The sequence below is a fragment of the Streptomyces sp. NPDC034085 genome (assembly GCF_055575555.1).
This window is the reverse complement of record NZ_JBVISL010000013.1, coordinates 39,745-61,817: the sequence shown is the minus strand read 5'-3', so window position 1 is coordinate 61,817 and position 22,073 is coordinate 39,745. Positions and strand designations below refer to the sequence as shown.

The window sequence follows — 22,073 nt, the reverse complement described above, 5'->3', positions numbered from 1 at the left end:
AAGGCCGCCCCGGCCGGGGGAAGCCGGGGCGGCCGATGGGCCGTGGGGGCGGGTCAGATGACGCCCTGGGCCAGCATCGCGGTGGCCACGCGTTCGAATCCGGCGATGTTGGCGCCCGTGACGTAGTCGCCCCGGGCGTCGTAGCGGGCGGCCGTCTCGTACGCGACCTCGTGGATCCCGCTCATGATGGCGGCGAGTTCCGACTCGACCCGGTCGCGGGTCCAGGCCGCGCGGCCCGCGTTCTGGGCCATCTCCAGGGCGCTGACCGCGACGCCGCCCGCGTTGGCGGCCTTGCCCGGGCCGAAGGCGACGCCCGCCGCCTGGAAGAGGTGCACCGCCTCGGGGGTGGTGGGCATGTTGGCGCCCTCCGAGACCGCCTTGACGCCGTTGCCGATGAGGGCGCGGGCGTCGTCGGCGCCGAGTTCGTTCTGGGTCGCGGAGGGGAAGGCCAGGTCGGCCGGCACCTCCCAGACCCGGGCGCCGGGCACGAACGTGGCGGAGGGGCCGCGCCGGGCCGCGTACTCGCTGACGCGTCCCCGCTCGACCTCCTTGACCTGCCGCAGCAGCGCCAGGTCGATGCCCTTGTCGTCGACCACGTAGCCCTGCGAGTCGGAGCAGGTCAGCGGGTGGGCGCCGAGCTGCTGGAGCTTCTCGATCGTGTACAGGGCCACGTTCCCGGAGCCGGAGACCACGGCCGTCAGGCCGTCCAGGGACTCCCCGCGCACCTTCAGCATCTCGGCGGCGAACAGGACGCTGCCGTAGCCGGTGGCCTCGGGCCGGATCGCGGACCCGCCCCAGCCCTGCCCCTTGCCGGTCAGCACCCCGGCTTCCCAGCGGTTGGTGATGCGCCGGTACTGGCCGAACAGGTAGCCGATCTCGCGGCCGCCGACGCCGATGTCCCCGGCCGGGACGTCGGTGTGCTCGCCGATGTGGCGGTGGAGTTCGGTCATGAAGGACTGGCAGAAGCGCATGACCTCGGCGTCGGACCGGCCGTGCGGGTCGAAGTCGCTGCCGCCCTTGCCGCCGCCGATGCCGAGCCCGGTCAGCGCGTTCTTGAAGATCTGCTCGAAGCCGAGGAACTTCACGACGCCGATGTCCACGGAGGGGTGGAAGCGCAGGCCGCCCTTGTACGGGCCCAGCGCGCTGTTGAACTCCACCCGGTAGCCGCGGTTGACGTGGACGTGCCCGTGGTCGTCCGTCCACGGCACCCGGAAGATGATCTGCCGCTCCGGCTCCACGAGCCGCTCGACGAGCCCGGCCTCGGCGAACTCGGGGCGCGCCGCGAAGACGGGGACGAGGGTGTCCAGCACCTCCCGTACGGCCTGGTGGAACTCGGGCTGGGCGGGGTTGCGGCGCTCGATGTCGGACCGCAGTGCGTCCAGCCTGTGCTTCGGGTCGGTCACGGTCTGATTCCTCTCCGGCGTCCTGGCGGGCGTGCGGGCCCAGCCCGGAGGGTACCGCGCGGCGGGGCCGCCCTTGGACAGGCCATCCTGCCTGCACCCGCGGCGCGTTGGGCTCGTGCGATGCGACGAGGGGTGGCGCGGGTACGACCGTGGGATCGGCCGGAGAGGGGCGCGCACCAGGGTGGACGGGCCGCGGATGGGCGAGAATCCGGCCAGCGGGGTGCGGCACGTGCCGCACGTCCGACACACAGCTACCTGCACGGGGGACAACGTGGAAACGGCACGGTTCGCGTCACTGATCGCCGCGACGATCACCATGGGCCTGGTCAGCGGCCTCTTCTACGGCTTCTCGGTGGCGGTGATGCCCGGGCTGCGCGCCTCGTCCGACCGCACGGTGGTCGAGACGATGCAGCGGATCAACGTGGCCATCCTCAACGGGTGGTTCCTGCTCGGCTACGTGGGCGCGCTGCTGTTCACCGGGCTGGCCCTGGGCCTGCACCTGCCGGGTGGCGGGCGGCACGCGCTGGTGCCGCTGGCGGGGGCGTTCGTCGCGTACGTCCTCGCCATGGCGGTCACCGGCCGGGTGAACATCCCGCTCAACAACGCCCTGGAGCAGGCCGGCCCGGCGGACCGGATCGCCGATCCGGCCGCCGTGCGCCGCGCGTTCGAGGGACGCTGGGTCCGCGCGAACGTGTGGCGCACGGCCTTGTGCACGGTGGCGTTCGGACTGCTGGCGTGGGCCCTGGTCCTGCACGGGCAGCACGCCTAGGCGGGGTCTTTCGGATCAGGCCGGATCGGGGCCGGGTCAGCCCGCGGCGGCACGGGGCGCGCCGCGCCGGGGTCAGCGGACGGTGGCGCGGCCGTGGAGGAGGAGGGCCCGGGCGAGCGCCGTGAGGGCGGCGGTGCACAGCAGGGTGCGCAGGATGTTGGTGGTGACCCAGGTGCCCTTGAACTTCTCCAGCACCGCGAAGTCGGTGAGTCCCGCCGCGTCGCCCGCGTCGGCGAGCTCGTTGTTCAGCGGGATGTTCACCGCGAAGGTGATGACGAGGACGACGAGGTAGGCGAGGGCGGCGGCGGCCGCCCACACCGCCGGCCCGCGTCTGCCCTGGCGGTGCGCGACGACCGCGGCGGCGGCGGTGGCGAGCAGGGCGAGGACGAAGGCGCTGCCGAAGAGGCCGTTGCCGTCGATGGCGGCGTTGAAGTTCTGCATGGCGGTGACGTACGTACGGTCGTCGCCGGCGGCCAGTCCCGGCATCACCGAGACGTCGAAGGCGAAGAACAGACCCGCCATCAGACCGATGAGGACGGTGGAGAGTCCGAGCAGGAGGGTGGCGGCCCTGCTGGTCGCGCTGGGCGGTGTGCCGTGTTCCGGGTTCAAGGATGCGTCCTCGCCTACTGGCTGGTTACCGGCGGGCCCCCTGCCCGCACGCGCAGCGATCGTGGCATCAGAACCGGTGCCGTACCAGCGGTTTCCCCGAGAAAGCCGGACGGGTCGGGGAGTTCTCCCCGGCCCGTCCACATGGCGGAATACCGACGGCGGGCCCGCGCTCGCTGGCCGGCCTCACCACCGCTGCCGTGCGCGGTACGGGTCTTGGGGCGCCGCGCCTCGTGCGCACCGGGCGCGGCGGCCGGCTTCAGGCGTTCTCGAGTCCTCCTCCACCGGCGGCGCGCAGCATCTCCCCCGCACGACCTCGCGGCGGTGCGGAGGGGTGGGGCGACGACGATGGCCGAGGACACGCGTGGTACGGCGCAGGGGGGCCTGGCCGTCCTCTTCACCGGGCAGGGCAGCCAGCGGCTCGGGATGGGCCGCGGGCTGTACGGCACGTTCCCCGTGTTCGCCGATGCCTTCGACGCCGTGTGCGCGCAGCTGGGCGGCGGGCTCAAGGAGGCCGTCTTCGGCGAGGACGCCGACGCCCTGGACCGGACCGGGACCGCGCAGGCGGCCCTCTTCGCGGTCGGGGTCGCGCTGTACCGGCTGGTCGAGTCGTGGGGCGTCGTACCGCGGTTCGTCGGCGGGCACTCCGTCGGTGAGATCGCCGCCGCGCACGTGGCGGGGGTGCTGTCGCCGGCCGGCGCTGCCGCGCTCGTCAGCGCGCGGGGACGGCTGATGGAGGCGCTGCCCGAGGGCGGGGTGATGGTCTCCGTCCAGGCGGGCGAGGACGAGGTGGCGCCGCTGCTGGTGCCCGGCGTGGCCATCGCCGCCGTCAACGGGCCCCGGGCCGTCGTCGTCTCCGGCGCGCGTGCGGCCGTACGGGACGTGGTCGCGCGGCTCGCGGAGCAGGACGTCAAGTCGAAGGCGCTGCGCGCCGGCCACGCCTTCCACTCGCCGCTCATGGATCCGATGCTGGAGGAGTTCCGCGCGGCCCTCGCGGGCATCGAGTTCCGGCTGCCCCGGATCACCTTCGTCTCCGCGCTCACCGGCACCGTCGTCACCGACGAGGTCGCGCGGCCCGACTACTGGGTCCGCCACGTGCGCGGAGCCGTCCGGTTCCACGACGCCGTCCGCACCCTGCGGGCCCGGGGCGCCACCACCCTCCTCGAACTGGGCCCCGACGCGGTCCTCACCACCATGGCCCGCGCCTGCCTCGGCGACGGCAGCACCGCTCTCGTCCCGGCCCTGCGCCGCGGCCGGCCGGAGGAGCAGACGCTGGTCGGCGCGGTCTCCGCGCTGCGCCGCCGGTCCGGGGCCGGCCGGCCGCCCCGGGTGCCGCCGGAGGCGTACGCGTTCGGGCAGGCGGGTCGCCGGCCGGAGTCCGGGACGGCGGCGGCGGGGCGTGCGCCTGCCGCACTGCCCGCAGGGGCGGCGGGCGGGGGCACCTTCGCGGGGCTGCTGCGCGGGGCCCGGGCGCAGGGCCGGACCGCCGAGGGCGCGGCGCTGCTGATGGCGGCGGCCGAGCTGCTGCCCGGCTACGACGCGCGGTCGGGGGTGGAGCGCTGGCCGGCTCCGGCGCGGCTGGCGCCGCCGCGGGAGGGGGCGGCGGACGTGTTCGCGTTCCCCTCCCTGGGCGCGGCCTCCGGCCCGCACGAGTACCGGGCGCTGGCGGCGGCCCTGGACGGCCGGCGGGGCCTGACGGTGCTCGCGCACCCGGGCTTCGGGGGTGATCCGGTGCTGCCGCGCAGCCGGCAGGCCCTCGTACGGGCCCAGGCGGAGGCGGTGGCCGAGGCGGCGGGCGGGGCGCGGCCGGTGCTGCTGGGGCACTCCTCCGGCGGGTGGATCGCGCACGCGGTGGCCCGGGAGCTGCCGGAGGTCGGCGGGGAGGCGGCCGCCGTCGTCCTGCTCGACACGTACGCCCGGGACGCGGGCCTGCACGGTCTGGTGGCGTTGACGGAGCGTCTGCTGGACCCGGCGGGCCCGCTGGGCGTGCCCGAGGACGGACGGCTGCTCGCGATGGGCGGCCACCTGCGGGTGTTCGCGGACTGGACGCCCGAGCCGGCCGCGGCGCCCACGCTGCTGGTGCGCGCCTCGGCGTCCGCGGCCTCCGCGGCGGGCGGCTGGGAGTACGCGGACCACCTCGCGGAGGTGGACGGCGACCACTTCTCCCTGCTGGGCGCGGACGCGGGCGCCGTGGCGGACACCGTGGACGGCTGGCTGCGGGACGTCACCCGCTGACGGCGAACGGCCCCGGCCGGCCGGCTGCCGTTCGCGGGCCATTGACGACGGCGGGGCCCCGGGCAGGGACCGAATGCCGGTGCGGGACGCCCGCTCGAGTGGGAATCCGGCGGAATTCCGTTCAGGTAGGGGCGGGGCGGCCGGCGGGAATACGGAAAAAGGCTGCCGCGATCCGATGGGGTATTCGGATCGCGGCAGCCCGGGCGGGGTGCGGGGGTGATTCAGCCGGCCTTCCGGCGGAAGGTCCGGCTCTGGCCGTGGGGGCCGTTGTAACCCTTGAGCTTGAGATGGCCCTCGCTGTTCGCCTGCCGGGAGCGGGAGATCCGGGCCTTGCGCTCCAGAGCCTCCCGGAACTCCGCCTTGCCGTCGCTCTCGGCGGCCTGGTTTTCCGGCGTATCGGTCACGGGTACCTCCTGCGTTCTTTTCCGGAGCGGTCTTATGGTGACATCCGCGTGCTCCCTCCGGCGACCCCGTTTCACGGTGGTCGGCGGAATTCCGGCGGAGAAAGCAGAAGGGCCCGGCCGCAACTCGGTGGGGAGTTGCGGCCGGGCCCTTCGATCAGGCGGAGCGGCCGGCGGGTTCCGCGGCGCCGTCAGTGCCGGACGGGTTCCGGCTCACCCGGCACGGGACGCGAGCACGGCCGGCTCGTGACGGCACACGGCGTGCGCGTCCTCCCCGTTCTCGAGGACCGCGGCGGCGGCGCGGTCGAGGATGGACATGGCCCAGCCCGGCAGGTCCTGCTCCATGTCCGCCGCCGCGCTGGCCCAGCGCTGGCGCCGGTCGCGGGAGACGTTCACCTGGATCCGCATGCCGATGGCGTTTCGGTCGTTCTGCTCGTCCGCCTCGCGCGCGGCCTTCACGCGGGCGCGCAGGAAGTTCCGGGACCAGTTGAGCCGCTCGGCCCGGTCCATCCAGTAGTCCTGTTCCTGCTCCGGCAGGCTCGCCAGTTCGGCGTGGTGCTGGAAGCTCAGCGCCGGGCGCCTGCGCACGGGCGCGAACCGCCGTGCCACCCAGGCGTAGTTCCTCAGCGTCTGGTAGTCGAGGTCGGTCTCCTCGACCGCCCGCCGGTAGCGGTCCGGGTAGGACGACTGGCCGTAGATGAGCCAGTCCCCGAGCCACCAGGCGGACGAGTCCGCAGCGGCGAACAATCGATTACCAATCGTCCTCCAATCGTCCATGGATATCCCGGAAGGCATTTCCAGTACGGTTCGGCGCGCAGCGACCTGCTCGACGGCCCCGGCACGTCTCTCGACGGCCGCTTGCGCGGCCTGTCGAAAGACTCCGAACCGTTCCCTCGTTTTTACATCCCCCATGACGATCCTTCAGAGCTATCGATTCACTTGAGACAGTCGACACCACTGTACCCAGCCACGAGTGCGTCCCGTCCCGCCCGTCGGCGTCCTGTCGGGGATGAACTCGGGATTACGTGAAGATACGGCGAAGGAGATGTGTGAACCTGCGAACCGGGCGGCTCGGCGTCAAGACCGGTCCTCCGGGTTTCCGGCGTCGTGCACGAAGAGCGCGACCTGGACGCGGTTGTTGAGGCCGAGTTTGGTCAGGATGCTGGAAACATGGGTCTTCACCGTGGAGACGCCGAGATACAGCGCCTCGCCGATTTCCGCATTCGATTTCCCCTGGCCGATACCGAGGGCCACCGCCCGCTCCCGCTCGTTGAGGACCGCCAGCCGCTCCTCGGCGTCCCGCCTGCGGCTGCCGTCCGGCAGGGACACGACCCGGTCGATGAGCCGCCGCATGACGGGCGGCGACAGCACCGGCTGGCCCTGGGCCACCCGTCGGATGGCGGCGACGATCTCCGCCGGCGGGGTGTCCTTCAAGGCGAAGCCGGCGGCGCCCGCGCGCAGCGCACGGAGCACGTACTCGTCGGCGTCGAAGGTGGTCAGCACCAGCACTTCGGGGGCGTCGCTCATCGCGCGCAGCGCCTCGGTGGCCGCCAGCCCGTCCATGACCGGCATGCGGATGTCCATCAGCACCACGTCGGGACGGTGCCGGCGCGCCAGCTCGATCGCCTCGGCGCCGTCACCGGCCTGGGCGACGATGCGCAGGTCCTGGGCTCCGCCCAGCATCACCGACAGCCCCATGCGCACCAGCGGGTCGTCGTCGGCGATCAACACGTCGACCGTGGGCTGCTCGGCTGAGGTCATGCGGTGAGCATAACCGCAGCAGAACGGCCCCCGAGGCCCCCGGGCGGGGGGCGGGGCGGGCGACGGCGCACGGCACGGAAGTCGAGGCGCGGAGGGCACTTTGGTCCCGTCCGGCGGCCGGACCGCGGTGCTTCGGTCGCGCCGGGATGTACCGGTGAGGGATCTGCGGCACGGACAGGTCTTCCTAGCCTGACGGCATGCCAAAATTCCTTCAGTTCGCGGGAGCCTTCCTCGTCGTCGCCGGGATCAGCGGCACCATCGACCAGTTGGCGGTACAGCCCTTCCTGAGCCCGGTGCTCAACTTCGTCAACCTGTACGTGGTCCCCCACATCTCCGCGCTCCACGGGTACGAAGTCATCTGCAACCTCTCCCTGTCGGTCCTGGGAGTCATCCTGGTCATCGTCGCCGACGGTGCCCGAAAGACCGCCGTCTGAGCCGTGCCGCACGCGTGCCACGAGTCCGGCGGACACCATCCGTAAGAACAGGACGACGGCCGCCGAACCGTGTCCTACGTGGTGAGGTGATCGCCGAGGTGGCCAGGGGCCAGGGCACGTGGAGCTGGGTGGTTCCGGACGGGCTGTGGGAGGCGGCGAAACCGCTGATCCCGCCGCCCAGGGTGCGGCCGCAGGGCGGCGGGACCCCGGACACGCCTGACGAGACCGTCTTCGCCGCGATCGTGTACGTGCTGGTCAGCGGGTGCGCCTGGCGGGCGCTGCCGCCCTGCTTCGGCATATCGAAGTCGACGGCGCACCGCCGGTTCCTGCTCTGGTCGCGGTCCGGGGTGTGGGGCCGCCTGTACGAGGCGACGGCCCCGTACGGCGACGGCTCGGACGTGTCGGTGCTGACGCGGGTGCTCCTGGACTCCGCGCGCGCCCGGTACGACGGGGCGGGCCCCGCGTCCCGCGACGGGCTCGGCCCGGGGCGCCGGATTCCGCGGTGCGCCCTGTGCCGGCACCGCCGGACCTGCCCTTCCTCCCCGGCCGGCCGGCCGGCGCACGGGGGCGGACCGCGGGTGCCGCGCGGCGGCTGACGGCTCCCGCGGCGGCCCTCCGCGCGCGCCGCCACATGGGACACGGCCTTCGTGCGCGATCCCGGCCGCGGGGGGAACAGCGTCCGGCCCGCGCCGGGTTGTGACGCAGGGACGCCCGCGGCTGTCCCGCCGGCGGGACGCACCGGCGAGCCGCACGAGCGGGACGCGAGCAGGTTCAGACCATCCTCATAGGACCGCGGATCACGATCGGACCCGCGGGTTCACAGCACCATTTACCACCCTTGCGAAAACTCGAACGCCGTACACATGGCAGCCGGGTTCAGTGAAAGGAGCAGAAAGACATGCTCGACCACGCCAAGGAGAATCCCGTCACCGTCAGCCCCTCTGCGGCGTTTGGTCAGGCCATCCGAAGAAGAACGACGCTCTCCATCCCGCGTGGCATGTCGATGGAGGCCTGGAGCAGCCTCGGGCAGCAGATCGAGGCGATTTCCAATTCCTCTTCGTGGTGGCTCGGAGACTGGCTCATCTACGGTCAGAGCGAATTCCCGAACCGCTACAAGCACGCGATAGCGCAGACGTCGCTCGACTATCAGACCCTGCGGAACTACGCCTGGGTCGCCCGTAGTTTCGCACCGCACCAGCGGCTGGCCGAGCTGAGTTTCCAGCACCATGCCGAGGTGGCGGGCATGGATCCCGAGGAGCGGGGCCGGCTGCTGAGCCAGGCAGCGGAGCAGGGATGGTCCCGCAACGAACTGAGGCGGCAGGTCAGGGCGCGCAAGTCACCGGTCGAGGAAGAGCGTCCCGTTCCGCTGAAGATCAAGCCGAACGACGATCAGCGAGAACGCTGGCAGGCTGCCGCCCAGCACACGAGGCAGGATCTCCTGACGTGGATTACCGCGGCTCTCGACGACGCCGTGGAGTCCATTCCGGCCGTCGGCAGCTGAGTTCTCGTATTTCGTGTTCCGCTCTTCTTACGAGGGCATATCGGCGGTGCAACATGACGGTATGACTGGAGCAGAGGCGCCTTCCCCGGCGCTGTCGATCGGAACGCCCCGCGACCGGATCCGCCCGCCCCGCCACCGCGTGGAGAAGCGGGCCGTCTGGTGGTGGACGATCCGGGTCGTCATCTCCACGGCCGTCGTCCTCGGGACACTGGGGCTCACGTACTGGCTCTGGGACGCGTCCCGGCCCTGGCTGGGGCCGGGGCTCGTCATCCTGGCGGCCGGCCACGCGGTCACCGCGGTGCTCATGCCGAGCCTGCGGTACCGCGTCCACCGCTGGGAGTGCACCGAGCACGCCGTGTACGACCTCAAGGGCTGGCTCGTGCGGGAGTGGCGCATCGTCCCCGTGTCCCGCATCCAGAGCGTGGACGTGGTCCGCGGCCCCGTGCAGCAGTGGCTGGGCCTGGCCACGCTCCGGGTGGTGACCGCTTCCCACGAGGGCCACGTCAAGATCGTCGGACTCGACGCCGACGTGGTCGCGCGGACCGCCGCCGAACTCACCGCCCTCACCCAGGCCACGCCCGGGGACGCGACGTGAGTGCCGTGGACGCCGCCGGGACGGACGCTGCGGCGCCCGAGGACGACCTCGACGGGGCGCCCTGGCAGCGCCTGGACGGGCGGCTGATCTGGGTCAACCTGATGCGGCTCCTGCTGTCGCTGGCGCCGACCGTCCTGTCGGTCCTCTTCTTCGGCACCGGACGGCGCCTGTCGGACCTGTGGCCCGCGATGGCCGCCACCGGCGTCGGCGTCGTCATCAGCGTCGGCGACGTCGTGCGGTGGCTGCGCACGCGCTACCGGATCACCGGGGAGCTCGTCGAGATCAGGACCGGCCGCATCATGCGGGTCTACCGCCAGGTCCCGCGCGACCGCATCCGCGCCGTCGACCACAAGGCCCGGCTGCGCCACCGGCTCGCGGGCCTGCGCGTGGTGGTCATCAGCTCCGGCGGGGCCCGGCCGGCGCTGCGGCTCGACGCGGTCTCCAAGGAGAGCGCGCAGGCCCTGCGCCTGGAGCTGATGCGCGGCGTCCCGGACCCCGAGGCGGAGCAGGCCGCGTCCTTCCGGGAGACCCCCATCGCGCGGGTGCGCTGGTACTGGATCTTCTACAACGTCATCAACATCTGGGGGATGCTGGTCGGGGCGCTGATGCTGTGGAGCCTGGACTCCATGGCGGAACTGGTCGGCCTCGACCTCACCGGTGCGATCGGCGGCGTCGTCGACCGCCTCGCCCCCGGCCGCTGGGGCTCGTACGCGCTGTGGGGCGCCGTGGTCTTCCTGCTCGGCTTCCTCGCCCTGGCCACCGGCTTCGTGCAGGACAACTGGCACTTCACGCTGGTGCGCAGGTTCAAGGAGGACGGCAGCGAACTCATCACCCGGCAGGGGCTGATGTCCACCCGGGAGGTGCACCGCGACGACCGCCGGCTGCGCGGGGTGCAGCTCAGCGAACCGCTGTTCTGGCGCTGGATCGGTCTCACCGAGACGGCGGTCGTCTCCACCGGGCTCGCGAGCTGGTCGCTCACCGGGGAGCCCGCCAGCAGCATCCTGCCGCGCGGCCCCGTCCGCGAGGCCAGGCGGGTGGCGGCCCTGGTCCTGCCCGGCCCGGCGCGGCCCCTGGAGGCGCCGTTGCGCCGGCACCCCCGCGGCGCGCTGCTGCGCAGGCTGCTGTGGGCGGTGGCCTCCTGCACCGGGCTGTCGGGGCTGGCCGCCTGGCTGGGCGCCACGGGAGCGGTCCCCGGGTGGGTCTGGGCGGTGCCGCTGTGGGCGCTGCCGCTCGCCGCCGCCGGGGCCGTGGTCGCGTTCCGCGCCCTGGGGCACGCGTACGCGCAGCCGTACCTCGTGATGCGGCACGGCCTGTCCCGGCGTCAGACCTCGGCGCTGCGGCGGGAGGCGGTCCTCGGCCTGAGGATCCGCCAGTCCCTGGTGCAGCGGTGGCTGGGGCTGGTGAGCGTGGCCACGCCGACCGCTGCCGGACTGCGCATCTACCAGGCCCCGGACATGAGCGTCGAGCAGTTCGTGGCACTGGCCGGCGAGGCCGTTCCCGAGCTGCTCGCGGAGTTTCTCGAAGGCGGCGCACCGGAGAATCTCCCCACCCCCGCAAGTAATGCCCGGTGACGGCTCCCGGCTTTCCGGCCGATACGGAATGATCTGGGTCGGCGATCCGCCTCCCGAAGTGAATCCATGTGCCCTGCGGGCTACCGCCCCGGCCTCTCCGCAGCAGCACGAGAGTTGTCACCACCGGATTTTATGGAGTACATAGAAATGTGGCGCACCAAGCTGACCGACGGGTTTTCCGTGAGTGCGCTCGGCCTTGGCTGCAGTTCGATGTCCCACGGCTACGGAGCCGGTCCGCGGGATGACGAGGAATCCACCCGCGTCATCCACCGGGCCCTGGAACTCGGCATCAACGTCTTCGACACGGCCGATGTGTACGGTCCGTTCACCAATGAGGAACTCCTCGGCCGCGCGCTGGAACACCGCGGGGACGACGTCGTCATCGCGACCAAGTGCGGAATGATCGCCCAGCCCGACGGGAAGTTCGTCCGCGACGGCCGGCCCGAACACCTCCGCCGTGCCTGCGAGGCGTCCTTGCGCCGGCTTCGGACGGACACGATCGGCCTCTATCAGCTGCACCGCGTGGACCCGGCCGTGCCGATCGAGGAAACGTGGGGCGCCCTCGGCGAATTGGTCACCGAGGGAAAGGTGCGCGGCCTCGGAATTTCGCACGCCACCGGCGAGGAACTCGAGCGGATCCACGCGGTCTTCCCGATCACGGCGGTGCAGTACGAGCTGTCGGTCTGGTCCCAGCAGAACAAGCGGGACGTCCTGCCCTGGTGCCGGCGCAACGGCGTCGGGTTCCTCGCCTTCGCGCCCATCGGACGCGGCTACCTCTCCGGCCGGGTCGCGCACGAGCACCTGCACCCGGACGACTCACGGGTCCGGGACCCGCGGTTCGGGGCGGATGCCATGCGCGCCAACCGGGCCATCCTCGACGGCCTTCAGGAGATCGCCGCCCGCCACGAGGGCGCCACCGCCTCCCAGGTGGCGATCGCCTGGGCGCTGGCGCAGGGCCCGGACGTGGTCCCGATCCCGGGTACGCGGCACCTGCACTGGCTGGAGGAGAACGTGGCGGCCGCCGGCCTGCGGCTGACCGCGGCGGAGCTGAGCCTGCTCGACCAGCTGCCGACGGCGGTGGGCGACATGCGCTGGGACAGCCTCCGGGCCGGCCGCGCGCCCGCACCGCAGGCGCCGCACGCGGGGGGCGGCACGGCGGACGGGACCTGACGGCCGTCCTCCGCACGCCCACGCCTCCCCGACCGATTGGATCCCGACGTGCTCTTCCCGCACACCGCTTCCCGCCGCCTCGCGTTCCGCCCCGCCTCCACCCGCCACCACTCGGAACTCGTCCGCACCATGCTGCGCACCGGCATAGAGAGCGTCAGCCCTTCGGCGCGCGGGGAGGGCCGCGACCTGTCGAAGTGCGACGCCGCCTTCCTCGTCACCGCGCGGGGCAGCGGGGACGTCCTCGGGTTCAGCACGCTGCACGGGCTGGATCCCGCGGGGCACGTCAAGTCCGGGGTCTATCTGGACCCCCGGCGCGCCCGGCTCGGGGTCGGTTCCGAGGCGATCTACCTGACGATCAACTACGCCTTCGCGATGTTCGACATCGACAAGGTCATCGCGCAGACCACGGAGGCCACCTTCGGCTCGGTAGGCCTGACCCCCGACAGCAGTCAGGCCACCGCGGTGCTGCGGGAGCACCTCTACTTCCGCGGGCGCCACTGGGACCTGCACACCTTCGAACTCGGGCGCGCCGAGTGGGAGCGCCACGTCGACGGCGCCCTGGAGGGCGTCCTCGGCCCCGGGCTGAGCTGGCGCCGGGCCCCCGCGGGGCCCGCCGCCGCGCCCTTGCGCCCCCGCCCCGCGGCCTGACGCCGCCGGGCGCGCCCGCGCCCGCCGCCCACCGGAACAGGATTAAGGAGAACCAGTGCCAGGTCACGCAACGGCACCGCTGATCACCGTGCTCGGTGCCTCAGGCCTGCTGGGTACGGCCGTCAGCAGGGAACTCGCACGCAGGCGCGTCCGGCTCCGGCTCGTCGGCCGCCGCCCCGTGGCGGTCCCGCCCCGGCCCGTCGCGCTGATCGAGGAACGCCGGGTCGACCTCACGCGGCCCGGCGCGGTGGCGGACGCCGTGGCGGGCTCCGACGCGGTGGTCCACCTCGTGGCGCACCTGTCCGGGAAGGGCACCTGGCGGGTCGCCGACGGCGACGCCCTCGCCGAGCGGGTGAACGTCGGGCTGGTGCACGAGGTGATCGAGGCGGTCCGCGCCGAGCGCCGGGCGGAGCCGCCGGCGCTGCTGTTCTCCGGTTCGCTCTCCCAGTCGGCCAGCGTGCCGGCCGCCCCGGCGGACGGGGTCCCGCCGCAGTCGCTGCTGACCACCTACGACCGGCACAAGCTGGCCGCCGAGCAGGCCATCGCGGACGCCACGGCCGAGGGCGTGGTGCGCGGCGCGACGCTGCGCCTGTCGACCCTCTACAGCCTGGGCACGGACGCGACGGACCTCGACCGGGGCGTCGTCGCCGCCATGACCCGGCGTGCGGTCGCCGGGCAGCCGCTCACGGTGTGGCACGGCGGCAAGGCCAAGCGCGACCTGCTCGGCATCGACGACGCGGCCCGGGCCTTCACCGCCGCGCTCGACGCGCTCGACGCGGTCGTCGGCGGGGCGTGGGAGGTCGGCTCGGGCGAGCAGACCAGCGTCGCGGAGCTGTTCACGGCGATCGCGCGGGCCGTGTCCCGGCACACCGGGCTGCCGCCGGTGCCGGTGGTGGACACGGTGCCCGCCGAGTTCGCCCTGCCGACGGACCGGCTGGACTTCGTCCTGCGGTCCGCGCGGTTCCGGGAGCTGACCGGCTGGACGCCCCGCGTACCGCTCCGGGAAGGCCTGGACCGCCTCTGCGCCGCCGTGGCGGGAGCACAGCACGGTGTGACGGCCGCCCGCGCCGGTCGCGACTCCTAGGGGGAATCATGCGCGTACTGTTCACCTCCACTCCGGACAAGAGCCTCTTCCAGCAGATGGTGCCGCTGGCGTGGGCGCTGCGCACCGCCGGACACGAGGTCCGTGTGGCGGTCCCGCCGAAGTTCGCCGAGGTGGTCACCCAGGCGGGACTCACCGCCGTCCCCGTCGGCAGCGACCGTCCCGTCTGGCGGCTGCCGCAACTCGATCCCGACCGGATGGAGGCGGACCGCAAGGGCCTGCCCGACCCCTACAGTGCGGCCGAGCGGGCGCCGGAGGACCTCGACTGGCAGACGATGCGGGCCGGTTACGCGCACGTCGTCGGCCAGTGGCACAAGACCGACAACTTCCCGATGACCGCCGACCTGGTGGAGTTCGCCCGGCACTGGCAGCCCGACCTGGTCCTGTGGGAGCCGCTCGCGTACGCCGGCGCGATCGCCGCCAAGGCGGTGGGCGCGGCCCACGCCCGCCTGCTGTGGAGCATCGACGTGCTCGGGCTGACGCGGGAGCGCTTCCTGCGCCTGAAGGCGTCGCGGCCGCGGGAGGAGCAGGGCGACCCGCTCGCCGAGTGGCTGGGCGGATACGCCCGCAAGTACGGCGGCCCGGGCGCGGAGTACACCGAGGACCTCGCCACCGGCCACTTCAGCATCGACCAGTTCCCCGCCTCCATGCGGATGGCCGCGGACCTGCGCTACGTGCCCATGCGGTACGTGCCCTACGGCGGGCCCGCGGTGGTTCCCCGGTGGCTGTGGGAGCAGCCCGCGAGGCCCCGGGTCGCCCTCACCCTGGGCATCGCCGCCACCAACCGCTTCGCCGGCCACGTCGCGGACGTGTCGGACATCCTCGAGTCGCTGTCCGACCTCGACATCGAGGTCGTCACCACCCTCGCCGAGTCCGAGCAGCGCAAGCTGAAGCGGATCCCCGACAACGTCCGGGTCGTGTCGTACGTGCCGCTGCACGCCCTGCTGCCCACCTGCAGCGCGGTGATCAACCACGCGGGGCCGGGGACCTTCCTGACCACGGTGCTGAACCCGGTGCCCCAGATCGCGGTGCCCTGGGACTTCGACGAGCCGGAACTGGCCCGCCGGGCCGCCGCGGAGGGGGCCGTCCTGTCCGTCCGGGCCGACCGGGCCACGGGGGCGGTGGTGCGGGAGAACCTGCTGCGGGTCCTCGGCGAGCCGTCCTTCCGGCAGGCGGCGGCGGAGCTGCGCGAGCGGTTCCTCGCCCTGCCGACGCCCAACGAACTGGTGCCCGTGCTGGAGGAGCTCACCGTCGAGTTCCGATCTCCCGTCCGTCGTTCCGAGTAAGGCGAGGCCATGCGTGTCCTGTTCGCGGCGAACCCGCACAAGAGCATCTTCCAGTACATGGCGCCGATGGCCTGGGCGCTGCGCACCGCCGGCCACGAGGTGCGCTTCGCGAGCCTGCCCCGGTTCGCCGACGTGATCACCCAGGCCGGTCTGACCGCCGTGCCCGTCGGCCGCCGGCAGAACCCGGCCCGGCTGCTGGAGCTGGTCGATCCGGCGCTGCTGGCGAAGTCGCGCGCCGGTCTGCCCACGCCCTGGGACGTCGCGGAGGACCCGTCCAAGGCGACCTGGGAGCACCTGTCCACCGGCTACGAGCTGGCGACGGGGTCCCTGCGCGAGGACAACTTCCCGATGACCGGCGAGCTGGTGGAGTTCGCCCGGCACTGGAAGCCGGACCTGGTGGTGTGGGAGCCGTTCACCTACGCCGGCGCGATCGCCGCCAAGGCCGTCGGGGCGGCCCACGCCCGGCTGCTGTTCGGCATCGACGTCTTCGGCGTGGCCCGCGAGCACTTCCTGCGCCTGAAGGCGGAGCGGCCGCGGGGTGAGGACGGCGACCCCCTCGCCGACTGGCTGGGCGGGTACGCGCGCAAGTTCGGGGGCGAGTACACGGAGGACATGGCGGTGGGCCACTTCACCATCGACCAGTTCCCCGCGAGCCTCCAGACCCGCGCTCCGGGCCTGCGGTACGAGCCGGTGCAGTTCATCCCGTACGGCGGCCCGGCCACCGTCCCGGCCTGGCTGTGGAAGGCCCCGGAGAAGCCCCGGGTCGCCCTCACGATGGGCCTGAGCGCCACCGAGGTGTACGACGGCTACACCATCGACACCCGCGACGTCCTCGACGCCCTGGCCGACCTCGACATCGAGCTGGTCGCCACCATCGCCGACAGCGAGAAGGCGGCGCTGGGCCCCGTACCCGGCAACGTCCGGCTGGTGCCCTACGCGCCCATCCACCACCTCGCGCCCACGTGCAGCGCGTTCATCCACCACGGCGGCGCCGCCACCCTGGCCACCGTCGCCCGGCACGCGGTGCCCCACCTGTCCCTGACCTACCACTGGGACCAGCCGATCCTGGGGCGCCTGATCACCGGACAGGGCGCCGGGCTCGACCTGCACACCAGCCTGGCCACGGGCGAGAACGTCCGTGCCGCGGTCCGGCGCCTGCTGGACGAGCCGCGGTTCACCGAGCGCGCCGCCGCACTGCGCGACGAGACCCTCGCCCTGCCCACCCCCAACCAGCTCGTCGCGCGGATCGAGGAACTCACCGCCCGCCACCGCGACACCACCCACGCCTGACGCACACCAGAAGGGCAGCACCATGCGCGTCCTGTTCACCACCTATCCGGAGCGAACGCACTTCCTGAGCATGGCCCCGCTGGCGTGGGCGCTGCGCACCGCCGGACACGAGGTCCGCTTCGCCAGCCAGCCCAAGTTCGCCGACGTGATCACCCAGGCCGGTCTCACCGCCGTGCCCGTCGGCCGCGACCGGGACCTGTGGCAGATCCTGTCCCGGGACCCCGACTGGCTCGGCCGCTCGGACCGGGGCGGGATGCCCCTGCCCTACGACGTCGCCGAGCGGCAGCCCGACGACATCACCTGGGAGTACCTCAGCGAGGGGTACGCGACGCAGATCGACCGCTGGCACAAGAGCAGCAACGTGCCCATGGTGACGGAGCTGGTCGAGTTCGCCCGGTACTGGAAGCCGGACCTGGTCGTGTGGGAGCCGCTCACCTACGCCGGCGCGATCGCGGCCCGGGCGGTCGGGGCGGCCCACGTCCGGCTGCTGTTCGGCACCGACATGTACGGCGTGGCCCGCGACCACTTCCTGCGTCTGCGGGCCGAGCGGCCGGAGCGCGGGCGCACCGACCCCTTCGCCGACTGGCTGGGCGGCTACGCCCGCCGGTACGGGGGCGAGTTCGGCGAGGACCTGATCACCGGCCAGGCGACCGTCGACCTGGTCCCGGAGTGCCTCCAGCACCGCGCGGACCTGGACTACCTCCCGCTGCGGTACGTGCCGTACGGCGGTCCGGCCGTGGTGCCCGCGTGGCTGCACGGTGCCCCGCGCAAGCCCCGGGTGGCCCTCACCCTCGGGCTGAGCACCACCGGGCACGGTGGCGAGTACGTCGTCGGCGTGCAGGACGTCCTCGACGCGCTCGGCGAGATGGACGTCGAACTCGTCGCCACCATCGCGGAGGCCGAGCAGCGCAAGCTGACCCGGATCCCGGCCAACGCCAAGGTGGCCTCCTTCCTGCCGCTGGACGCGCTCGCCGCCACCTGCGACGCCGTCATCCACCACGCCGGTTTCGGCACCCTCGCCACGACGGCGCTGCGCGGACTGCCGCAGCTGATCCTGCCGTGGGACAACGACGGCCCCGCGCTGGCCTCCGGCGTCGCCCGGACCGGTGCGGGGCTGGTGCTCAACCCGCGCGAGGCCTCCGGGGCGGACGTGCGCGACGGGCTGCGCGCGCTGCTGTCCGAGCCGGAGTTCCGCCGGGGCGCCGCCGTGCTCCGCGACCGGATGCTGGCGATGCCCGCGCCGAACGAGCTGGTCGGTGTGCTGGAGCGGTTCACGGCCGAGCGGCGTGAGCGCGCGACGGCGGCCACGGCCCCACTCGGAGCGTGAGCCGTGCGCGTCCTGTTCGTCGCCAATCCCGAACGCGCGCACGTGCTGGCCATGGTGCCGCTCGCGTGGGCGCTGCGCACCGCCGGACACGAGGTGCGCTTCGCCGGCGCCCCCTGGTTCTCGGACGTGGTCACCCAGGCGGGGCTCACCGCCGTCCCCGTCGGCCGCGACTACGACCTGTGGGAGCTGCTGCGCCGCAGCATGCACACCGTCGAGGACTGGTCGTACCGGCCCGAGTTCGGGCTGCCCGCGCCGTACGACGTGGCGCAGGACCCGGAGCGGGCCGACTGGCGCCACCTGACGGAGGGGTACGCCGGGATCATCCACCAGTGGCACAAGCCGGCGACCTTCCCGATGACCGCGGCCCTGGTCCGCTTCGCCCGCGCCTGGCGTCCGGACCTCGTCCTGTGGGAACCCCTGGCGATGGCGGGTCCCCTCGCCGCCCAGGCCTGCGGCGCCGCCCACGGCCGGCTGCTGTGGAGCGTCGACGCCTTCGGCAGGACCCGGGAGGAGTTCCTGCGGCTGCGGGACGCGCGGCCCCCGGCCGAGCGGTCGGATCCGCTCGCGGAGTGGCTGGGCGGCCATGCCCGGCTGTACGGCGGCGACTGGTCCGAGGACCTGGCCACGGGGCACTTCACCATCGACCAGCTCCCCGCGTCCCTGCGGCCGGCGAGCGCGCTGCCCACCCTGCCCATGCGGTTCGTGCCCTACGGGGGGCCGGCGGTGGTGCCGCGCTGGCTGTGGAGCGCGCCGCAGCGGCCGCGGGTGGCGCTGACCATGGGGATCAGCTCCGCCGCGCACGGCGCCGGCCACGGGTTCGACGTCCAGGACGTCCTCGACTCGCTGGCCGACCTGGACGTCGAGGTCGTCGCCACCGTCGGCGAGGAGCAGCGCAAGGAGCTCTCCCGGGTGCCCGACAATGCCCGTCTGGTGTCCTACGTCCCCCTGCACGCCCTCGCGCCGACCTGCGACCTGGCCGTCCACCACGCCGGGTACGGCACGTTCCTGACGATGGCGCAGCACGCCGTCCCGCAGCTGCTGCTGCCCTGGGACTTCGACGGCCCCACGCTGGGCCGGCTCGCCGCCGCGCAGGGCGGCTCCCTGGCCATCGGGGCGGAGCGGGCGACCGCGGCGTCGGTGCGCGAGGCCGTGGTGCGGCTGCTGGGCGAGCCCGGCTTCCGCGAGCGGGCGGCGGCGCTGCGGGAGGAGTCCCTCGCGCAGCCGGCGCCCAACGAGCTGGTGCCCCGGCTGGAGGAGCTCACCGCCGCGTTCCGCTCCTCCGCCCGCCGCTCCGCCTGAGCCCGCGCGCCCCGCGGCGCCCCCTCCCGTCCCACACCCGGAAGGCAGCACTCATGCGCGTCCTCTTCACCGTCCTCCCCGAAAAAACGATCTTTCTGAGCATGGTCCCGCTGGCCTGGGCGCTGCGCACGGCCGGCCACGAGGTCCGGGTGGCCTGCCAGCCCAAGTTCGCCGACGCGGTCACCCGGGCGGGGCTCACGGCCGTCCCCGTGGGCCGCGACAGCGACCTGTTCCGGGTGGCGCGGCTGGACCCGGAGGAGCTGGAAGCGGCGCGGGCGGGGCTGCACGCGCCCTGGGACGCGGCCGAGGACCCGGCGAAGGCCGCGTGGGAGCCCATGCTGAACGGCTACTACGACGCGGTGGCGAAGGGCTTCAAGCCCGACAACTTCCCGCTGGTCTCCGGCCTGGTGGAGTTCGCCCGGCACTGGAAGCCCGACCTGGTGGTCTGGGACCCGCTGACCCAGGCCGGCGCGATCGCCGCGAAGGCCGTCGGCGCCGCCCACGCCCGCCTGATGTTCGGGCTGGACGTCTTCGGCGCGGCCCGCGAGCGGTTCCTGCGGCTGAAGGCGCAGCGGCCCGAAGGGGAGCGCACCGACCACCTCGCCGACTGGCTGGGCGGCTACGCCCGCAAGTACGGGGGCGAGTTCAGCGAGGACATGGCGACCGGGCACTTCACCATCGACCAGTTCCCGCGCAGCCTCCAGGTGGAGGCCGAGGACCTCGACTACGTGCGCATGCGCTTCGTCCCGTACAACGGCACGGCGACCGTCCCCAAGTGGCTGTGGAGCGGACCTTCCAGGCCGCGGGTGGCCCTGACGATGGGGCTCACGGCCACCGACCACTACGACGGCTACACGATCAGCACCCAGGACGTCCTGGACTCGCTCGCCGACCTCGACATCGAGCTCGTCGCCACGCTCTCCGAGGCCGAGCGGGCCGGGCTGCGGCACGTGCCGGAGAACGCCCGGCTGGTGTCCTTCGTACCCCTGCACGCACTGGCGCCGACCTGCTCCGCCGTGATCCACCACGCCGGAACCGGCACGGTCGCCACCATGGCCGGGCACGCCGTTCCGCACCTGTCGGTCCCGTACCACTTCGACGAGCCCCTCCTCGCCCGGAAGATCGTCGAGCAGGGGTCGGGGCTGGAGCTGGCGCACCACAGGGCGACGGGAGCGGCGGTCCGCGAGAACGTGCTCCGCCTGCTGGAGGAGCCGCGGTTCGCGGCGCGCGCCGTCGACCTGCGCGAGGAGATGGCGGCCCTGCCCGCCCCCAACGAGCTCGTCCCCCTGCTGGAGGAGCTCACCGACCGCCACCGCACGCCCGCCCGCTGACGCCGCGCGGCCGCCGAACGAGAGACGAAGCATGCGCATCCTGTTCACCTGCTATCCCGAGCGCACCCACTTCCTGCTCATGGCCCCGCTCGCGTGGGCGCTGCGCACCGCCGGCCACGAGGTACGGGTGGCCTGCCAGCCGAAGCTGGCCGACGCCGTCACCCGGGCCGGGCTGACGGCCGTGCCCGTCGGCAGCGAGCGCGACCTGTGGCAGGTCGCCGGCCGGCTCAAAGGCAGCGGGGCGCGGCTGGCCCCGGGTCTGGCCGAGCCGTACGACGCGGCGGAACGCGCCGCCGGGGACATCACGCTGCCGTGGCTGCGCGAGGCGTACCGGGTGCGGATCGAGGCCGCGCACAAGATGACGAACGCGCCGCTGGCGCCGGGGCTCGTCGAGTTCGCCCGGCACTGGAAGCCCGACCTGGTGGTCTGGGAGCCGCTGACCTTCGCCGGTGCGATCGCGGCCGAGGCCGTCGGCGCCGCCCACGCCCGCATGCTGATCGGGGCGGACGTCTACGGGATCGCCCGGCAGCACTTCCGGCGGCTGCGCGACGCCCTGCCGGAGGGCGAGCGGGGCGACGACCCGCTCGGCGCGTGGCTCGACGGCTACGCCCGGCGGTACGGGGGCGGGTTCACGGAGTCCATGGCCACCGGCAGGTTCTCCATCGACCTGCTGCCCCCCTCGCTCCAGGTGCACGCGCCCGGCCTCGACTACCGGTCGCTGCGCTTCACCCCGTACGGCGGGCCGGCGGTCGTGCCGCGCTGGCTGTGGGAGCCGCCGCGCCGCCCCCGCGTGGCCCTGACGCTCGGTCTGACGGTCAGCGACCACGGCCTCGCCTACCCGGTGGACGTCCAGGACATCCTCGACCACGTCGCCGACCTGGACATCGAGCTGGTGGCGACGGTGAGCGAGAAGGCCGCCAAGGAGCTGCGGCGGGTTCCCGGCAACGCCCGGCTGGTGCCCTACGTACCGATGCAGGCGCTGCTGCCGACCTGCGCGGCGGTGATCCACCACGCCGGGGTGGGCACGCTCACCACGGCGGCGTTCTACGGCGTGCCCCAGCTCGCCCTGCCCTGGGACGTGGACCAGCCGCTCCTGTCCGGCCGGCTGGCCGCGCACGGCGCGGGCCTCACCACGCACGCGACGCGGGCCACGGGGCCGGCCGTCCGCGCGGGCCTGCTCCGGCTCCTCGGGGACCCCGCCTTCGGCGCCCGCGCCCGCGACCTGCGCGAGGAGGTGCGGGCGGCGCCGCACGCGAACGCGGTGGCGCGGGAGCTGGAGGAGTGGGTGGCCGCCGGCGCCCGGTGAGCCGGCGCCCGGTGACCCCGGGCGGCCGTCCGGCCGGG

At 73.6% G+C, this 22,073-nt stretch carries 21 protein-coding genes; 16 read left to right on the top strand and 5 right to left on the bottom strand.

What is annotated here, in order from left to right:
- Nucleotides 1–53: 53 nt before the first annotated feature.
- A complete protein-coding gene (gene gdhA, locus ACZ501_RS31380; protein ID WP_468799988.1) occupies nucleotides 54–1,403 on the bottom strand; it encodes an NADP-specific glutamate dehydrogenase in 1,350 nt (449 codons plus the stop codon).
- A 271-nt stretch (nucleotides 1,404–1,674) separates the two neighbouring features.
- Here gdhA and ACZ501_RS31375 point away from each other — a divergent pair, with 271 nt between their 5' ends.
- Nucleotides 1,675–2,172, top strand: coding sequence for an anthrone oxygenase family protein (locus tag ACZ501_RS31375; protein ID WP_361601853.1), 498 nt, complete (start codon nucleotides 1,675–1,677; stop codon nucleotides 2,170–2,172).
- A 72-nt stretch (nucleotides 2,173–2,244) separates the two neighbouring features.
- On the opposite strand, the gene ACZ501_RS31370 is transcribed toward ACZ501_RS31375, so the two are convergent.
- Nucleotides 2,245–2,781 carry an anthrone oxygenase family protein gene (locus tag ACZ501_RS31370; protein ID WP_468799986.1) on the bottom strand — a complete coding sequence of 179 codons (537 nt, stop codon included), beginning with the start codon at nucleotides 2,779–2,781 and terminating at the stop codon, nucleotides 2,245–2,247.
- 345 nt (nucleotides 2,782–3,126) lie between these two features.
- Between ACZ501_RS31370 and ACZ501_RS31365 the strand changes: the two genes are divergently transcribed.
- Nucleotides 3,127–5,013 (top strand): acyltransferase domain-containing protein, encoded by a 1,887-nt coding sequence (locus ACZ501_RS31365; RefSeq protein ID WP_468799984.1) that lies wholly within the window; start codon nucleotides 3,127–3,129, stop codon nucleotides 5,011–5,013.
- Nucleotides 5,014–5,234: 221 nt separating this feature from the next.
- Here the strand turns inward: ACZ501_RS31365 and ACZ501_RS31360 are convergent, their stop codons facing one another.
- The 3 genes from ACZ501_RS31360 to ACZ501_RS31350 form a co-directional block, all read right to left on the bottom strand.
- Nucleotides 5,235–5,417: a DUF5302 domain-containing protein gene (locus ACZ501_RS31360; protein WP_361601847.1), complete on the bottom strand. Its 183-nt coding sequence runs from the start codon at nucleotides 5,415–5,417 to the stop codon at nucleotides 5,235–5,237.
- A gap of 210 nt (nucleotides 5,418–5,627) precedes the next feature.
- Nucleotides 5,628–6,326, bottom strand: coding sequence for an LmbU family transcriptional regulator (locus tag ACZ501_RS31355; protein WP_468799982.1), 699 nt, complete (start codon nucleotides 6,324–6,326; stop codon nucleotides 5,628–5,630).
- Nucleotides 6,327–6,491: 165 nt separating this feature from the next.
- On the bottom strand, nucleotides 6,492–7,175 hold the full coding sequence (locus tag ACZ501_RS31350; RefSeq protein ID WP_362456687.1) for a response regulator transcription factor: 684 nt from the start codon (nucleotides 7,173–7,175) through the stop codon (nucleotides 6,492–6,494).
- A 197-nt stretch (nucleotides 7,176–7,372) separates the two neighbouring features.
- On the opposite strand from ACZ501_RS31350, the gene ACZ501_RS31345 reads away from it, so the two are divergent.
- The 14 genes from ACZ501_RS31345 to ACZ501_RS31280 all read left to right on the top strand — a co-directional run bounded on the left by ACZ501_RS31345 (nucleotide 7,373) and on the right by ACZ501_RS31280 (nucleotide 22,035).
- Complete coding sequence (locus tag ACZ501_RS31345) at nucleotides 7,373–7,609, top strand: hypothetical protein (RefSeq protein ID WP_361601838.1); 237 nt, start codon at nucleotides 7,373–7,375, stop codon at nucleotides 7,607–7,609.
- Between the two features lie 98 nt (nucleotides 7,610–7,707).
- Nucleotides 7,708–8,205 (top strand): transposase, encoded by a 498-nt coding sequence (locus tag ACZ501_RS31340; RefSeq protein ID WP_468799980.1) that lies wholly within the window; start codon nucleotides 7,708–7,710, stop codon nucleotides 8,203–8,205.
- Between the two features lie 302 nt (nucleotides 8,206–8,507).
- Nucleotides 8,508–9,110 (top strand): LmbU family transcriptional regulator, encoded by a 603-nt coding sequence (locus tag ACZ501_RS31335; RefSeq protein WP_468799978.1) that lies wholly within the window; start codon nucleotides 8,508–8,510, stop codon nucleotides 9,108–9,110.
- Between the two features lie 61 nt (nucleotides 9,111–9,171).
- Nucleotides 9,172–9,705 carry a PH domain-containing protein gene (locus ACZ501_RS31330; protein ID WP_361601832.1) on the top strand — a complete coding sequence of 178 codons (534 nt, stop codon included), beginning with the start codon at nucleotides 9,172–9,174 and terminating at the stop codon, nucleotides 9,703–9,705.
- Nucleotides 9,702–11,276, top strand: coding sequence for a PH domain-containing protein (locus ACZ501_RS31325; protein WP_468799976.1), 1,575 nt, complete (start codon nucleotides 9,702–9,704; stop codon nucleotides 11,274–11,276). Before ACZ501_RS31330 ends, ACZ501_RS31325 begins: the two co-directional genes overlap by 4 nt.
- A 147-nt stretch (nucleotides 11,277–11,423) precedes the next feature.
- Entirely contained in the window at nucleotides 11,424–12,446 is a 1,023-nt protein-coding gene (locus ACZ501_RS31320; RefSeq protein WP_361601874.1) for an aldo/keto reductase, read from the top strand.
- Nucleotides 12,447–12,494: 48 nt separating this feature from the next.
- Nucleotides 12,495–13,094, top strand: coding sequence for a GNAT family N-acetyltransferase (locus ACZ501_RS31315; RefSeq protein ID WP_468799974.1), 600 nt, complete (start codon nucleotides 12,495–12,497; stop codon nucleotides 13,092–13,094).
- A 55-nt stretch (nucleotides 13,095–13,149) separates the two neighbouring features.
- Nucleotides 13,150–14,178: an NAD-dependent epimerase/dehydratase family protein gene (locus ACZ501_RS31310; RefSeq protein ID WP_468799972.1), complete on the top strand. Its 1,029-nt coding sequence runs from the start codon at nucleotides 13,150–13,152 to the stop codon at nucleotides 14,176–14,178.
- Between the two features lie 8 nt (nucleotides 14,179–14,186).
- Nucleotides 14,187–15,482 (top strand): activator-dependent family glycosyltransferase, encoded by a 1,296-nt coding sequence (locus tag ACZ501_RS31305; protein ID WP_468799970.1) that lies wholly within the window; start codon nucleotides 14,187–14,189, stop codon nucleotides 15,480–15,482.
- A 9-nt stretch (nucleotides 15,483–15,491) separates the two neighbouring features.
- Nucleotides 15,492–16,772, top strand: coding sequence for an activator-dependent family glycosyltransferase (locus ACZ501_RS31300; protein ID WP_468799968.1), 1,281 nt, complete (start codon nucleotides 15,492–15,494; stop codon nucleotides 16,770–16,772).
- Nucleotides 16,773–16,794: 22 nt separating this feature from the next.
- Entirely contained in the window at nucleotides 16,795–18,099 is a 1,305-nt protein-coding gene (locus ACZ501_RS31295) for an activator-dependent family glycosyltransferase (protein ID WP_468799966.1), read from the top strand.
- A 3-nt stretch (nucleotides 18,100–18,102) separates the two neighbouring features.
- Nucleotides 18,103–19,398: an activator-dependent family glycosyltransferase gene (locus ACZ501_RS31290; protein ID WP_361601811.1), complete on the top strand. Its 1,296-nt coding sequence runs from the start codon at nucleotides 18,103–18,105 to the stop codon at nucleotides 19,396–19,398.
- A gap of 53 nt (nucleotides 19,399–19,451) precedes the next feature.
- Nucleotides 19,452–20,729: an activator-dependent family glycosyltransferase gene (locus tag ACZ501_RS31285; RefSeq protein ID WP_468799964.1), complete on the top strand. Its 1,278-nt coding sequence runs from the start codon at nucleotides 19,452–19,454 to the stop codon at nucleotides 20,727–20,729.
- A gap of 31 nt (nucleotides 20,730–20,760) precedes the next feature.
- Nucleotides 20,761–22,035 (top strand): activator-dependent family glycosyltransferase, encoded by a 1,275-nt coding sequence (locus ACZ501_RS31280; protein ID WP_468799962.1) that lies wholly within the window; start codon nucleotides 20,761–20,763, stop codon nucleotides 22,033–22,035.
- The last annotated feature ends 38 nt before the right edge of the window (nucleotides 22,036–22,073 follow it).